Here is a 14460-nt window from a genome sequence, read left to right on the forward strand (position 1 = left end):
CGAGACATGACGGAGGCGCTGTTGTGCCCCCGCCGACCGGGTTCTATAGACGGGCCGCCCGCTGCGGACCGTTTCAACGCACGGCAGAAGGGGCCGCTCCGGCGGCCGATCCCGATCAGCGCATGACCGCAGCAGCCGCCTTCTTCTACCTGTTCGCGAGCGTCACGGTCGCGTCGGGCTTCATGGTGATCGCCTCGCGCAATCCCGTAGCCTCGGTGCTGTTCCTGATCCTCGCCTTCGTGAACGCCGCCGGGCTGTTCGTCCTGATGGGCGCCGAGTTCCTCGCGATGATCCTCGTGGTCGTCTACGTGGGCGCGGTGGCGGTGCTGTTCCTGTTCGTGGTGATGATGCTCGACGTCGATTTCGCCGAGCTGCGCCAGGGCTTCCAGCAATACCTGCCGATCGGCGGCCTGATCGGGGCGATCTTCCTCGTGGAGCTGTTGCTGGTGGTGGGCTCCTGGAGCATCGATCCGGGCCTCGTCCAGGCGCCCCTCGGCAACGTCGCGTCGGCCGAGAACCTCACCAACGCCCAGGCGCTCGGCCGGGTGCTCTACACCGACTACGCCTACTTCTTTCAGCTCGCCGGCCTGATCCTGCTGGTGGCGATGATCGGCGCCATCGTGCTGACGCTCCGCGACCGGCCGGGCGTGAAGCGCCAGGACATCGCGGTCCAGAACGCCCGCACCCAGGCCATGGCTGTTGAGACCCGCAAGGTCCCGTCGCGCCAGGGTGTCGAGGTCTGATGTCCGCCGGAGGTTTCGAACGATGATCGGCCTGAGCCACTACCTCACCGTCGCGGCGATCCTGTTCACGCTCGGCGTGCTCGGCATCTTCATCAACCGCAAGAACATCATCGTCATCCTGATGTCGATCGAGCTGATCCTGCTCTCGGTCAATATCAACCTCGTCGCCTTCTCGACGCAGCTCAACGACATCACCGGACAGGTCTTCGCCCTGTTCGTGCTGACCGTGGCGGCCGCCGAATCGGCGATCGGCCTCGCCATCCTCGTGGTGTTCTTCCGCAATCGCGGGTCGATCGCGGTGGAAGACGTCAGCATGATGAAGGGCTAGGGCCTTCTTCTTCGCGCGCCCCGAGTGACATCCGGACGCCGCCGCCCCGCGGTCGGCCCGGAGGACGGACTGCAATAGAGCGATGTATCACGCGATCGTCTTCTTCCCGCTCATCGGCTTCCTGATCGCCGGCCTGTTCGGCCGGTACATCGGGGCGCGGGCCTGTGAGTACATCACCACATCCTTCCTCGCCTTCACGGCGCTGATCGCCTGGGGCGTGTTCATCGACGGCGGTCCGGCCGAGCGCGTGCAGGTCGCCTCCTGGTTCGCGGCCGGCGACCTCCAGGTCGACTGGGCCTTCAAGGTCGACACCCTGACGCGGGTGATGCTGGTGGTGGTCACCACCGTCTCGACCCTCGTGCACCTCTACTCCGTGGGCTACATGGAGGAGGACCCGCACCGGCCGCGCTTCTTCGCCTACCTGTCGCTGTTCACTTTCGCCATGCTGATGCTGGTGACGGCCGACAACCTCGTGCAGATGTTCTTCGGCTGGGAGGGCGTGGGCCTCGCCTCCTACCTGCTGATCGGCTTCTGGTACGAGAAGCCCTCGGCCAACGCCGCCGCCATGAAGGCGTTCATCGTCAACCGCGTCGGCGATTTCGGCTTCTCGCTGGGCATCTTCCTGACCTTCGTCCTCACCGGCTCGGTGGCGTTCGACGCGATCTTCGACAAGGTCGACGCGATCAAGACGCTCTCCTTCCACTTCCTCGGCTACGACTGGAACGCCCTGACGCTCGCCTGCCTGCTCCTGTTCATGGGCGCCATGGGCAAGTCGGCGCAGTTCCTGCTGCACACGTGGCTGCCGGACGCCATGGAGGGCCCGACCCCGGTCTCGGCGCTGATCCACGCCGCCACCATGGTGACCGCAGGCGTGTTCATGGTCGCCCGCCTGTCGCCGCTCTTCGAGGAAGCGCCGAACGCGCTCATCGTCGTGACGGTGATCGGCGGCATCACGGCGTTCTTCGCGGCAACGATCGGCCTCGTGCAGAACGACATCAAGCGGGTGATCGCCTACTCGACCTGCTCGCAGCTCGGCTACATGTTCGTGGCGCTCGGCGTCGGCGCCTATTCGGCCGGCGTGTTCCACCTGTTCACCCACGCCTTCTTCAAGGCGCTGCTGTTCCTCGGGGCCGGCTCGGTCATCCACGCGATGCACCACGAGCAGGACATGCGGAACATGGGCGGCCTGCGCCGTTACATCCCCTATACCAGCGCCATGATGGCGATCGGCTCCCTCGCGCTGATCGGCTTCCCCTACACGGCCGGCTACTACTCGAAGGACGCGATCATCGAGGCCGCCTACGCCTCGACCCGGCCGGGCCACACGCTCGCCTTCCTGTGCGTCGTGGTGGCGGCGTTCTTCACCTCGTTCTACTCCTGGCGCCTGTTCTTCATGACCTTCGAGGGACCGGCCCGCTGGGGTGCGCATGCCGCGCACGACCATCACGACGCTCCCGCGGTGGCGCATTCCACCCTGGCGCACGAGGCCGACGGCCTGCCCGGTCACACCGAGGGCGCGGCCCACGACGATCACGGCCACGACATCGAGCCGGCCCACAGGAGCGACCTCGTCGCCGACGACCATCACGGGCACGGCCACCACGGTGACCACACGCCCCACGAGAGCCCGCTGGTGATGACGATCCCGCTGGCGATCCTCGCCTTCGGCGCGCTGTTCGCCGGGATCATCTTCCACGACCGCTTCATCGGCGAGGGGATGGACGCGTTCTGGGGCCACGCCCTGGCGCACGGGCCGAACAACCACATCATGCACGAGATCCACGAGGTCCCGGCGCTGGTCTCCTACTCCCCGTTGATCATGCTGATCCTCGGCTTCGTCCTGGCCTACTGGATGTACATCCGCCGGCCGGAGCTGCCCGGCGAGCTCGCCGCGCAGCAGCCGTCGCTGTACCGGTTCCTGCTCAACAAGTGGTACTTCGACGAGATCTACGACCGGATCTTCGTCCGCCCGGCCAAGGATTTCGGCCTGTTCCTCTGGAAGCAGGGCGACGGACGGATCATCGACGGCCTCGGGCCGAACGGCATCGCGGCGCGCGTCGTGGACGTGACCCGCGGCGTGGTCCGGCTCCAGACCGGCTACGTCTACCACTACGCCTTCGTGATGCTCATCGGCGTCGCCGGCCTGATCAGCTGGTACCTGATGTCCGGCCTGCCCAAGGGGGCTCACTGACATGCTCGGCCTCGGCATCCTCTCCGGCCTGCTGATCGTCCCGCTCTGCGGCGCGGCCTTCATCCTGACGCTGAACGGCGACGAGGAATCGGTCGCGCGCAACAGCCGCTGGGCCGCCCTCGCGACGACAATCGTCACCTTCCTGCTCTCCCTGGTGGCCTGGAACCGCTACGACGCCGCCTCGTCGAGCTTCCAGCTGGTGGAGAGCCACGCGTGGCTCACCGAGACGATCCGGTTCAAGCTCGGCGTCGACGGCTTCTCGATGCCGCTGATCCTGCTGACCACCTTCCTGATGCCGTTCTGCATCGGCGCGTCGTGGCACTCGATCCACTTCCGGGTAAAGGAGTACTTCGTCGCCTTCCTCGTCCTCGAGACGACGATGATCGGCGTGTTCGCCTCCCTCGACCTGCTGCTGTTCTACCTGTTCTTCGAAGCCGGCCTGATCCCGATGTTCCTGATCATCGGCATCTGGGGCGGCGCGCGCCGGATCTACGCGAGCTTCAAGTTCTTCCTCTACACCCTGCTCGGCTCGGTGCTGATGCTGCTGGCCGTGATGGCGATGTACTGGCAGGCCGGCACCACCGACATCCCGACCCTGCTGCAGTACCGCTTCCCGGTGCAGATGCAGACATGGCTGTGGCTCGCCTTCTTCGCCTCCTTCGCGGTGAAGATGCCGATGTGGCCGGTCCATACTTGGCTGCCCGACGCCCACGTGGAGGCGCCCACGGCCGGCTCGGTGATCCTGGCCGGCATCCTCCTGAAGATGGGCGGCTACGGCTTCATCCGGATCTCCCTCCCGATGCTGCCGGTGGCGAGCCACGACTTCGCACCCTTCGTCTTCGCCCTGTCGGTGATCGCGATCATCTTCACCTCGCTCACCGCGATGATGCAGACCGACATCAAGAAGCTGATCGCCTACTCGTCGGTGGCCCATATGGGCTTCGTGACGCTCGGCCTGTTCACCCTGAACGAGCAGGGCATCCAGGGCGCTCTGTTCCTGATGATCTCGCACGGCATCGTGTCGGGAGCGCTCTTCCTCTGCGTCGGCGTCGTCTACGACCGGATGCACACCCGCGAGATCGCCGCCTATGGCGGCCTCGTGAAGCGGATGCCGCTCTACGCGGTGGCCATGCTGATCTTCACCATGGCCAATGTCGGCCTGCCCGGCACCTCCGGCTTCGTGGGCGAGTTCCTGGCGATGCTCGGCGCCTTCAAGGCGAACCCGAATGTGGCCTTCTTCTCGACCTTCGGCATCATCCTGTCGGCGGCCTATGCCCTGTGGCTCTACGCCCGGGTGGTCTACGGCAAGCTGGAGAAGCCCAACCTCCAGGGCATCCTGGATCTGGATACCCGCGAAAAGATCATCCTGGCGCCGCTGGTGGTGCTGACGATCTACTATGGGGTGCACCCGGCTCCCGTGCTCGACGTGTTCGCGCCCTCCACGGATGCGCTGATGGCGAGCATGAAGGCCGCCCTCTCGAACACCCAGACGGCCGCCGCGGCGCTGCCGATCCCGCGCTGAGGCGGACACCATGACAACCGTCCACTCCGTCCTGCCCTCACTGGCGCCGCTCCTGCCCGAGTTGATCCTCGGCGTCGGCGTCATGGTCCTGATCCTCTACGGCGCCTGGCGCGGCGAACGCTCCGCCGAGACCGTGAGCATCGGCGCCCTGGTCCTGCTCCTCGTCGCCCTGTCGGTGGTGATCTCCCAGCCGGCCCAAGGTCGGGTGACCACCCTGTCGGGCGCGTTCGTGTCGGATGCCTTCTCCAAGGTGATGAAGTCGCTGGTGCTGCTCGGCTCCTCTGCGACGATCCTGCTGGCGCACGACTTCTTCAAGCGCGAGCGCATCGACCGGTTCGAGTTCCCCGTGCTGATCGTGCTCTGCACCATCGGCATGATGGTGATGGTCTCGGCCAACGACCTGATCGCGCTGTATCTCGGCCTCGAGCTTCAGTCGCTCGCCGCCTACGTGATCGCCGCCTTCCACCGGGACGACGTCAAGTCCACCGAGGCCGGCCTCAAGTACTTCGTGCTCGGCGCGCTCTCCTCCGGCATGCTGCTCTACGGCGCCTCGCTGGTCTACGGCTTCACCGGCACCGTCTCGTTCCCCGGCATCGTCTCGGCGCTCACCGAGAATGCCGGCTTCGGCATCGTGCTCGGTATCGTGTTCCTGGCGGCCGGCGTGTGCTTCAAGCTGGCGGCCGTGCCGTTCCACATGTGGACGCCCGACGTCTACGAGGGCTCGCCGACCCCGGTGACGGCCTTCTTCGCCTCGGCGCCCAAGATGGCCGCCGTGGCGATGACCGTGCGGGTCTTCATCGGCGCCATGCCGGACGTGACGGCGATCTGGCAGCAGATCTTCATCTTCGTCTCGATCGCGTCGATGGCGCTCGGCTCCTTCGCGGCCATCGGCCAGACGTCGATCAAGCGCCTGATGGCCTACTCGTCGATCGCCAATATCGGCTACGCGCTGATCGGGCTGGCCTCCGGCTCGGAGGAGGGGATCAGCGGGCTCGTCATCTACATGATCATCTACCTCGCGATGACCCTCGGCACCTTCGCGATCATCCTGTCGCTCCGGCGCAGGGAGGTGATGTTCGAGAAGATCGACGACCTGTCCGGTCTGTCGCGGACGCATCCGTGGCTGGCCTTCTGCCTCGCCGCGATGATGTTCTCGCTGGCCGGCATCCCGCCGCTGGCCGGGTTCTTCGCGAAGTTTTACGTCTTCGCCGCCGCGATCAAGGCGGGCCTGGTCACCCTGGCGGTGATCGGCGTCGTCACCAGCGTCGTCGGCGCCTACTACTACCTGCGGCTGGTCAAGATCATGTATTTCGACGAGCCCCGGGAGCCCTACGAGACGATGGCGCCGGGCCTGCGCGTGGTGCTCGCCCTCTCGAGCGTCGTGGTGGTGCTGTTCTTCCTCCTGCCCGGGCCGCTGGTCGGCGCCGCAGGCCGGGCCGCCCGGTCTCTGTTCTAGGACAGCCTTGCCCTACCGACTGGGGTCCGCGGCGCGCGCCGAGGGCCATCGCCTGCATGTCCACGAGACCCTCGGCTCCACCAACACGGAGGCGATGGCTCAGGCGCGCGCGGGCGAGACCGGCCCCCTCTGGGTGGTGACCCACCGTCAGGAGGCGGGCCGCGGCCGGCGCGGCAACAGCTGGGCCTCGCTGCCGGGCAACCTCGCGGCGAGCGTGCTGTGGCCCATCGCCGGGGTAGCGCCAGACCACCTCGCCGAACTCGGCTTCGTGGCCGGCCTCGCGCTGATCGAGGCGCTGGAGGCGACCTGCGGCACCCTGCCGGATACCGGATCCGGCAGCGCCGCCCGATCTCTGCAGCTCAAGTGGCCGAACGACGTCCTGCTCGGCGGCGCCAAGCTCGCCGGCCTGCTTCTGGAGGCCGAGACGCTGCCGGGCGGCCGGCGCGCCGCGGTGATCGGCTTCGGCGTCAACGTCGCGGCGGCCCCGGACGGGCTCGCCGCAATGAGCTTGGCGGCGGCGGGTTACGCCGGGGGCGCCGAGGCGCTACTGGAACATCTCTCGGACCGGATGGCCGCGCAGGCGCGCGCCTGGGACCGGGGACGGAATTTCGCTGACCTGCGCGCGGCTTGGCTCGCGCGGGCCGCGGGTCTCGGAACCGAGATCGCGGTGCGCAGCGGCGGGCACATCCTGCGGGGCGTGTTCGAGACGATCGACGAGGGGGGGCGGCTCGTGATCCTCGCCCCCGATGGGAATCGGCATACCGTGACGGCGGGCGAGGTGCATTTCGGAACGGCCGCGACGGCGGCCTGAGTTTGGACGACGACAGATGGCAATGGGACAGGAGGAGCTGGTCTTCCTGCCGCTCGGCGGCGTGGGCGAGATCGGAATGAATGCGGCGCTCTACGGGTTCGGCCCGGAGAAGGGCCGGAAATGGATCATGGTCGATTGCGGCATGGGCTTCGCCGGCGAAGAGCAGATGCCGGGGGTGGACCTGATGTTCCCCGACCTCTCCTTCATCGAGGAGCGGCGCAAGGACCTGCTGGGGATCTTCATCACCCACGCGCACGAGGACCATATCGGGGCGATCTCGGAGCTGTGGCCCCGGCTCAAGGTGCCGGTCTACGCGACCCGTTTCGCCAAGAACCTGCTGGAGACCCGGCGTCTCTCCGAGCCCGGCGCCCCGAAGGTCGAGCTGCGTGAGGTCAAGCCCGGCCGGCGTGTGACCGTCGGACCGTTCGAGCTCGAGTATGTGCCGGTCTCGCACTCGATCCCGGAATCGAACGCCATCGCGATCCGCACCGCCGCGGGCCTCGTGCTCCACACCGGCGACTGGAAGATCGACCCGACCCCGGTGGCCGGCTCGGTCACCTCGCCGGAGGCGTTCACGGCGCTCGGCGACGAGGGTATCCTCGCCATCGTATGCGACTCGACCAACGTCGTGCGCGAGGGCTTCTCGCCCAGCGAGAAGACCGTGGCCGAGACCCTCAAGACGCTGATCGCGGACGCCCCCCACCGGGTCGCGGTGACCACCTTCGCGTCGAACGTCGCCCGCATCCGCGCGGTCGCTGAAGCCGCCGTCGCCTGCGGCCGCGAGGTCATCGCAGTCGGCCGCGCCATGGACCGGGTGATCGATGTGGCCCGCGAATGCGGCTACCTGGACGGCCTGCCGGAATTCCGCCGCGCCGATTCCTGGAAGAGCCTGCCGCGGGAGCGGGTCGTGGCCCTGCTCACCGGATCGCAGGGCGAGCCGCGGGCCGCGTTGGCCCGGGTCTCCCGCCGGGACCACCCGGATATCAGCCTCACCGCCGGTGACCAGGTGATCTTCTCCTCGCGCGCCATTCCCGGCAACGAGCGCGATGTCGGATCGATCATCAACGACCTGATCGAGCAAGGCGTCGAGGTGATCACCGACCGCACCGACCTCGTCCACGTCTCCGGCCACCCGCGCCGGGACGAGATGGTCGAGATGTACAAGTGGACCCGTCCCGGCACGGCGATCCCGGTCCACGGCGAGGCCCTGCACCTCGACGAGCATGCCCGCTTCGCCCGGGCGCAGGGCGTGCAGAACGTGGTCAAGGCCCGCAACGGTAGCCTGATCCGCCTGAGCCCCGGCACGCCGGCGGTGGTCGACCACGTGAAGGCCGGCCGGCTGTTCAAGGACGGCGACGTCCTGATCGACGAGAAGGACCGGGCGATCCCGGAACGGCGCAAGCTCATGCAGGCCGGCCTGGTCTCGGTGGCGATCGCCATCGACGAGGACGGCGTGGTTCTCGGCGAGCCGGCGGTGGACATCATCGGCCTGCCGAACCGCGGCCGGTCCGGCGAGCCGTTGATCGAGACCGTCGTGGATGCGGTCTCCCGCACCCTGTCGGGGATGTCGCGGGGCAAGCTCAAGGACTCGGAGAGCGTCGAGAAGACGGTCGACCGGGCGGTGCGCACCGCGGTCAACGAGGTCTGGGGCAAGAAGCCCGCCTGCCACGTGCAGGTGGTCGAAGTTTAAGTTACGACAACAGACGAACGGACCACGGCAGGTCCGGTCCAGACCCTCATCCTGAGACCCCTGCACAGGGGGTCTCAGGGGCGCCCTCCAGCGGGACGCGCGATCCTTGGCGCGTTCCTTGGCGGGCGCCTTCGCGGCGGCCCGCGCAGGCCCCGAGGATGAGGGTGCGCCTGGAAGCAGCGGCCTGCCGATCGGTACGCGAACGGGGAGGAAGCAACATGATCGGCCGTCTCAATCACGTGGCCATCGCCGTACAGGATCTCGACGCCGCCTGCGCGGTCTATCGCGACACGCTCGGCGCCACGATCACCCCGCCGCTCCCGCAGCCGGAGCACGGTGTCACGGTCGTGTTCGTCGAGTTGCCGAACAGCAAGATCGAGCTGATGTCCCCCCTCGGGGAGGGCTCGCCGATTGAAGCCTTCGTGGCCCGCAACCCGGGCGGTGGAATCCACCACGTCTGCTACGAGGTCGACGACATCCTGGCCGCCCGCGACAAGCTCAAGGCCCAGGGCGCCCGGGTCCTCGGCACCGGCGAGCCGCGGATCGGAGCCCACGGCAAGCCGGTCCTGTTCCTTCACCCCAAGGACTTCCTGGGAACCCTGGTCGAGCTGGAGCAGGTGTGAGCCGGATGATGCACAGCCTGGCCCGCTCGACGCCGGTGACCCTGGCGGTGATCACCGTGCTGATCGCCGCCTTCGTGGCCGCGGCGGTGAGCCTGTTCAAGCTGACGGTGGGCGGCGCGATCGCCCTCTACTTCGTGGTCTGGTGGACGCTGCTCTTCGCGGTCCTGCCCCTGCGCAACCAGCCCGAGACGCGGCCCACCCACGTGGTCCCGGGACAGGATCCCGGCGCTCCGGCGGCGCCGCGGCTGCGCGAGAAGGCTATCTGGACGACGCTGGTCGCAGGGGCCGCCTTCCTGATCGCCCTGGCGGTGTTCCCCCTGGCCGGGCTGTAGGACGGCTCAGAGCCGGGGTTTCTCTGAGCTCGCCGTAAGACAGGCCATGCCCGGGCTCACGTCTCCGGGCGATGCGTGCGGGACGTCATCGGAGGGATAGGCCCGCCGCACGCAGCGGTCTGACGGCGACCATTTGTCTCCCGGGGGTCGAAGGGTCGGGACCCGCCCGGCTCTCGGTGCTGAACGGATCGCCTCCGGCGGCCTTCAGCGCTGTCCCTCGACAAGCGCCCGGCGGACGGGGCAACGCAGCCCGCCGCCAAGAATAAAAAAAGCAAGGCCCGAGGCCTTGCTTTCAAGCTTCAATGGCTCGACCTTTGAATATCCCACGCATTGGCTGCGGAGCGGTCGCTTTTCCTCCCGAGACTCGGACCTTGCGCCACCTCTTCCGGGCGTCGCAAACATCGCCGGACGCTTATAGGAACAACAATTCGTGTTGTCACCGGGTCTGCGAGAAAAATCTGCGCTTTCTTGCCGGCAAATGGGCATACCGCTTTCCGCCTAGGCAGCGGCCCAACCGCGGCCGGGCCGCCGCCTCCGGTTCGCCGCGATTACGCCCCGCCGTGGTCGCGCAGTGCTTGTAATTTGCGTCTCCGGCGTGTTGTGTGCCGGCGCGCCGCGGCTCCTCCCGGCCGATCCTCTTCCAAGACTCTGACGACATGCGTCTCTCCCGCTATTTCATGCCGACCTTGCGCGAGACGCCCAAGGAAGCCGAGATCGTCTCGCATCGGCTGATGCTGCGCGCCGGCCTGGTGCGTCAGGAGTCGGCCGGCATCTACGCGTGGCTGCCGCTCGGCCTGCGGGTGCTGGAGCGGGTCTGCGCGGTGATCCGGCGGGAGCAGGACCGTTCCGGCGCCATCGAGATCCTGATGCCGACGGTGCAATCCGCCGAGCTGTGGCGGGAATCCGGCCGCTACGACGCCTACGGCAAGGAGATGCTGCGCCTGAAGGACCGGCACGAGCGCGAGATGCTCTACGGCCCCACCGCCGAGGAGATGGTCACCGAGATCTTCCGGGCGAGCGTGCGCTCGTACAAGGACCTGCCCAAGAACCTCTACCAGATCTCGTGGAAGTTCCGCGACGAGGTGCGGCCGCGCTTCGGCACGATGCGCTCCCGCGAGTTCCTGATGAAGGACGCCTACTCGTTCGATTTCGACCAGGCCGGCGCCCGCCACGCATACAACCGGATGTTCGTCGCCTACCTGCGCACCTTCGCCGGGCTCGGCCTCAAGGCGATCCCGATGCGCGCCGATACCGGCCCCATCGGCGGCGACCTGTCCCACGAATTCATCATCCTGGCCAAGACCGGCGAGAGCGAGGTCTTCTGCGACAAGGCCTATCTCGACTTCGACATTCCGCCGGAGACCGTGGATTTCGACGACGTCGCCGCCCTCCAGGGCATCGTCGATGCCTGGACCTCGCACTACGCGGCCACCGAGGAGATGCACGAGCCGGAGGCCTTTGCGGAGGTTGCGGAGGACAGCCGCCTCGCGGCACGCGGCATCGAGGTCGGGCACATCTTCTATTTCGGCACCAAGTATTCCGAGCCGATGGGCGCCAAGGTCGCCGGGCCGGACGGGATCGAGCGGCCGGTCCATATGGGCTCCTACGGCATCGGTCCGAGCCGGCTGGTGGCGGCGATCATCGAGGCGAGCCACGACGAGGCCGGCATCATCTGGCCGGATTCGGTCGCGCCGTTCGACGTGGCCCTGATCAATCTGAAGGTCGGCGATGCCGGCACCGATGCCGCCTGCGCGCAGATCCAGTCGGATCTCGAGACCGCCGGCCTGTCGGTGCTCTACGACGACCGCGACGAGCGCCCCGGCGCCAAGTTTGCCACCGCGGACCTGATCGGCCTGCCCTGGCAGGTGATCGTCGGGCCGAAGGGCTTGGCGGAGGGCAAGGTCGAGCTGAAGCGGCGTGCCGGGGGCGAGCGCGAGAGCCTCGCCATCGTCGATCTGCTGGCACGCATCCGGCGCGTCTGAGGCGTGCCGATGGCGGCATCAGCGGCGCTGGACCGGGTCAGGACCTTCGCGGCGTCGTTCCGTGCGGGCACCACTGCCCCGTTCGCGCCGTTCGAGTGGATCCTCGCCGGCCGCTACCTGCGCGCCCGCCGACGGGGCGGCGGCGTCTCGGTGGTGGCGTTCTTCTCGGTGCTGGGCATCGCGCTGGGTGTCGCCACGCTGATCATCGTCCTGTCGGTGATGAACGGCTTCCGGGCGGAGCTGCTCTCGAAGATCGTGGGCATCAACGGTCACCTGTTCGCCACCCCGATCGACCGGCCGTTCAACGATTGGACCGACCTGTCGGAGCGCCTGTCGAAGGTCGCGGGCGTGCGCGCCGCGGTGCCGCTGGTGGAGGGCCAGGCCTTCGCGTCGTCGCAATATGGCGGCTCCGGCGTGATCATCCGCGGCGTGCGGGCCGCCGACCTCGACGCCCTGGCGGCGGTATCCTCGGCGATCCGCGGGGGCACCCTGGAGGGCTTCGACGACGGCACGGGCGTGCTGATCGGCCGGCGGCTCGCCGACACCCTCGGCCTGCAGGCCGGAGATACGATCACGCTGGTGACGCCCAAGGGCTCGTCGACCCCCTTCGGAACGGCGCCGCGAACCAAGAGCTACACGGTCAAGGCGGTGTTCGAGGTCGGCATGACCGAGTTCGACCAGACCTTCGTGTTCATGCCCCTGGCCGAGGCGCAGGCGTTCTTCAACAGGGACGGCGACGTCAGCATGATCGAGATCTACGTCGACGATCCCGATCATGTCGGCGACATGCGCGAGCCCCTGGAGATGGCGGCCGAGCGCCCGATCCTGCTCACCGACTGGCGCCAGCGCAACCGGACCTTCTTCGGAGCCCTGGAGGTGGAGCGGAACGTGATGTTCCTGATCCTCAGCCTGATCGTCGTGGTGGCGACGCTCAACATCGTCTCCGGCCTGATCCTGCTGGTGCGCGACAAGTCGAGCGACATCGCGATCCTGCGGACCATGGGGGCGACGCCCGGCACGATCATGCGGGTGTTCCTCATCAACGGCGCCCTGATCGGCGTCGTCGGAACGCTGAGCGGGCTGGCGCTGGGCGTCCTGATCACCCTGAACATCAAGCCGATCCAGCACGTGCTGTTTCCCGGCGCCTGGGATCCGACCGTGCGATTCCTCGCCGAGATCCCGGCCCAGATGAATCCGAAGGAGATCACCGCCGTGGTGATCACGTCCCTGCTGCTGTCGCTCGCGGCGACGCTGTATCCCTCCTGGCGCGCCGCCCGGCTCGATCCGGTGCAGGCCCTCCGCTACGGCTGACGGGCCGCATCCGATGAGCGAGTCGAGCCAGACAACCGGCGACCAGCCGGTCCCGGCCCTGTTCTTTTCCCGCGTCGAGCGGCGCTATCCCCAGGCCGAAGGTGCCCTGGAGATCCTGCGCGGGGCTGACCTCGCGATCTGGCCGGGGGAACTGGTGGCGCTGGTGGCGCCGTCGGGCGCCGGCAAATCGACCCTGCTGCATCTGGCCGGCCTTCTGGAGCGGCCGGATGGGGGCGAGATCTTTATCGGCGGCCATCCCACCGCGGCGATGGCCGATGCCGAGCGCACCCGTCTGCGGCGCGAGGAGATGGGCTTCGTCTACCAGTTCCATCATCTCCTGCCGGAATTCTCCGCCCTGGAGAACGTGGTGATGCCGCAGCTCATCCGCGGTCTGAAGGGTCCGGAGGCGAAGGCCCGCGCCACGGAACTCCTGAGCTTCCTGGGCCTCAAGGAACGGCTCCCGCACCGCCCGGCCGAGCTGTCGGGCGGCGAGCAGCAGCGCGTCGCCATCGCGCGGGCGGTGGCCAACGGCCCGCGCCTCCTGCTGGCCGACGAGCCCACCGGCAATCTCGACCCCGGGACGGCAGGCCACGTCTTCTCGGTCCTGATGGCGCTGGTCCGCGCCTCGGGCCTCGCCGCTCTGGTCGCAACCCACAACCTCGAGCTGGCCGCCCGGATGGACCGGCGGGTGACCATCCGCGACGGGCTGATCACGCAGCTCGACTGAGTCCGGCGACGCGTCCGCACGGACCGTCCCGTGTGTCCGCGGATCGGCGCGCGCGGCGCCGCGCGCATCGACGCGGACGGGCTCGGCTCAAGATCGCTTCCGGTCAAGGCGGCGGCGGACTTCGTGCGCCCGGACGTCACCCCCAACGCGCCATGCGGGCGGTCCTTCAACCCCGCGGTTCGCCCCGCCCGCGCCGTCGGCGAAGTCCATGCCTGGCTTCACGCCTCCATAAATGCACACGATTTTTAATCCGTCCCGTCGCGTGCGGCGAGTCACGTCACGGAAGACACCGGCTCCCTATCTTATCATCACGCTAGATAAAACAGAGCCGAACAACCGGCCTGTACTGCGTGATCTCTGGAGCCCTGCCATGAAGACCCGTATCGCCGCCGCCGTCACTGCTCTTGTTCTTGGTGCCGCTCCGATCTCGTCCGCTCTGGCGGAGAACGGCGCGCGCTGGACCGGCTTCGCTCCCTACGAGGTTGAGACGACCGGCTCCCTCGGCCTCGGTGTCCACGACAATCCCAACTACGTGGGCTGCCCGATGAGCTCGGCCGCCGAAGGCAACGCCGATCAGCAGACCCGGCCGGTGAAGCAGTACGGCCAGACCGCCGGCGGTTACCGCTGCTGATCCGACGCGAGGACAGATGAAGCTGAAGGCTCTCTCCTACGTCATGATCGGTGCCTTCGTGAGCGGCCTGCTCATGACGCTCGTCGGCTCGGCCACGACTCTGCTCGGCCAGT

At 67.9% G+C, this 14460-nt stretch carries 13 protein-coding genes; all 13 read left to right on the top strand.

Translation table 11 applies throughout. The annotated features are described in order from the left end of the window. The first annotated feature begins 122 nt into the window (after window positions 1-122). The 13 genes from ABC766_RS30125 to ABC766_RS30185 all read left to right on the top strand — a co-directional run bounded on the left by ABC766_RS30125 (window position 123) and on the right by ABC766_RS30185 (window position 14347). Window positions 123-743 carry an NADH-quinone oxidoreductase subunit J gene (locus ABC766_RS30125; RefSeq protein ID WP_043354219.1) on the top strand — a complete coding sequence of 207 codons (621 nt, stop codon included), beginning with the start codon at window positions 123-125 and terminating at the stop codon, window positions 741-743. 22 nt (window positions 744-765) lie between these two features. Then, the gene (nuoK, locus tag ABC766_RS30130; RefSeq protein WP_043351891.1) at window positions 766-1071 is read left to right on the top strand and encodes an NADH-quinone oxidoreductase subunit NuoK; all 306 of its coding nucleotides are present in this window, start codon (window positions 766-768) and stop codon (window positions 1069-1071) included. A gap of 82 nt (window positions 1072-1153) precedes the next feature. Next, window positions 1154-3262, top strand: coding sequence for an NADH-quinone oxidoreductase subunit L (nuoL, locus tag ABC766_RS30135; protein WP_043381907.1), 2109 nt, complete (start codon window positions 1154-1156; stop codon window positions 3260-3262). 1 nt (window position 3263) lies between these two features. Further along, window positions 3264-4784, top strand: a complete 1521-nt coding sequence (locus ABC766_RS30140; protein WP_043354224.1) for an NADH-quinone oxidoreductase subunit M — start codon at window positions 3264-3266, stop codon at window positions 4782-4784. Window positions 4785-4794: 10 nt separating this feature from the next. Further along, a complete protein-coding gene (gene nuoN / locus ABC766_RS30145; protein ID WP_043354226.1) occupies window positions 4795-6240 on the top strand; it encodes an NADH-quinone oxidoreductase subunit NuoN in 1446 nt (481 codons plus the stop codon). Between the two features lie 7 nt (window positions 6241-6247). Continuing rightward, window positions 6248-7051 carry a biotin--[acetyl-CoA-carboxylase] ligase gene (locus ABC766_RS30150; protein WP_043354228.1) on the top strand — a complete coding sequence of 268 codons (804 nt, stop codon included), beginning with the start codon at window positions 6248-6250 and terminating at the stop codon, window positions 7049-7051. A 16-nt stretch (window positions 7052-7067) separates the two neighbouring features. After that, window positions 7068-8741: a ribonuclease J gene (locus ABC766_RS30155; RefSeq protein WP_043354241.1), complete on the top strand. Its 1674-nt coding sequence runs from the start codon at window positions 7068-7070 to the stop codon at window positions 8739-8741. A 218-nt stretch (window positions 8742-8959) separates the two neighbouring features. Beyond that, window positions 8960-9364: a methylmalonyl-CoA epimerase gene (gene mce / locus ABC766_RS30160; RefSeq protein WP_043381911.1), complete on the top strand. Its 405-nt coding sequence runs from the start codon at window positions 8960-8962 to the stop codon at window positions 9362-9364. Between the two features lie 5 nt (window positions 9365-9369). Further along, on the top strand, window positions 9370-9696 hold the full coding sequence (locus tag ABC766_RS30165) for a DUF1467 family protein (RefSeq protein ID WP_043381913.1): 327 nt from the start codon (window positions 9370-9372) through the stop codon (window positions 9694-9696). A gap of 656 nt (window positions 9697-10352) precedes the next feature. After that, window positions 10353-11678: a proline--tRNA ligase gene (proS, locus tag ABC766_RS30170; protein ID WP_043381915.1), complete on the top strand. Its 1326-nt coding sequence runs from the start codon at window positions 10353-10355 to the stop codon at window positions 11676-11678. A 9-nt stretch (window positions 11679-11687) separates the two neighbouring features. Beyond that, the gene (locus ABC766_RS30175) at window positions 11688-12989 is read left to right on the top strand and encodes a lipoprotein-releasing ABC transporter permease subunit (protein ID WP_043381918.1); all 1302 of its coding nucleotides are present in this window, start codon (window positions 11688-11690) and stop codon (window positions 12987-12989) included. Between the two features lie 13 nt (window positions 12990-13002). Beyond that, window positions 13003-13716, top strand: coding sequence for an ABC transporter ATP-binding protein (locus ABC766_RS30180; protein WP_043354253.1), 714 nt, complete (start codon window positions 13003-13005; stop codon window positions 13714-13716). 370 nt (window positions 13717-14086) lie between these two features. Next, window positions 14087-14347, top strand: coding sequence for a hypothetical protein (locus tag ABC766_RS30185; RefSeq protein ID WP_043354255.1), 261 nt, complete (start codon window positions 14087-14089; stop codon window positions 14345-14347). Window positions 14348-14460: the final 113 nt, after the last annotated feature.

Source organism: Methylobacterium fujisawaense (genome assembly GCF_039619325.1).
Classification (GTDB): Bacteria; Pseudomonadota; Alphaproteobacteria; order Rhizobiales; family Beijerinckiaceae; genus Methylobacterium; species Methylobacterium fujisawaense.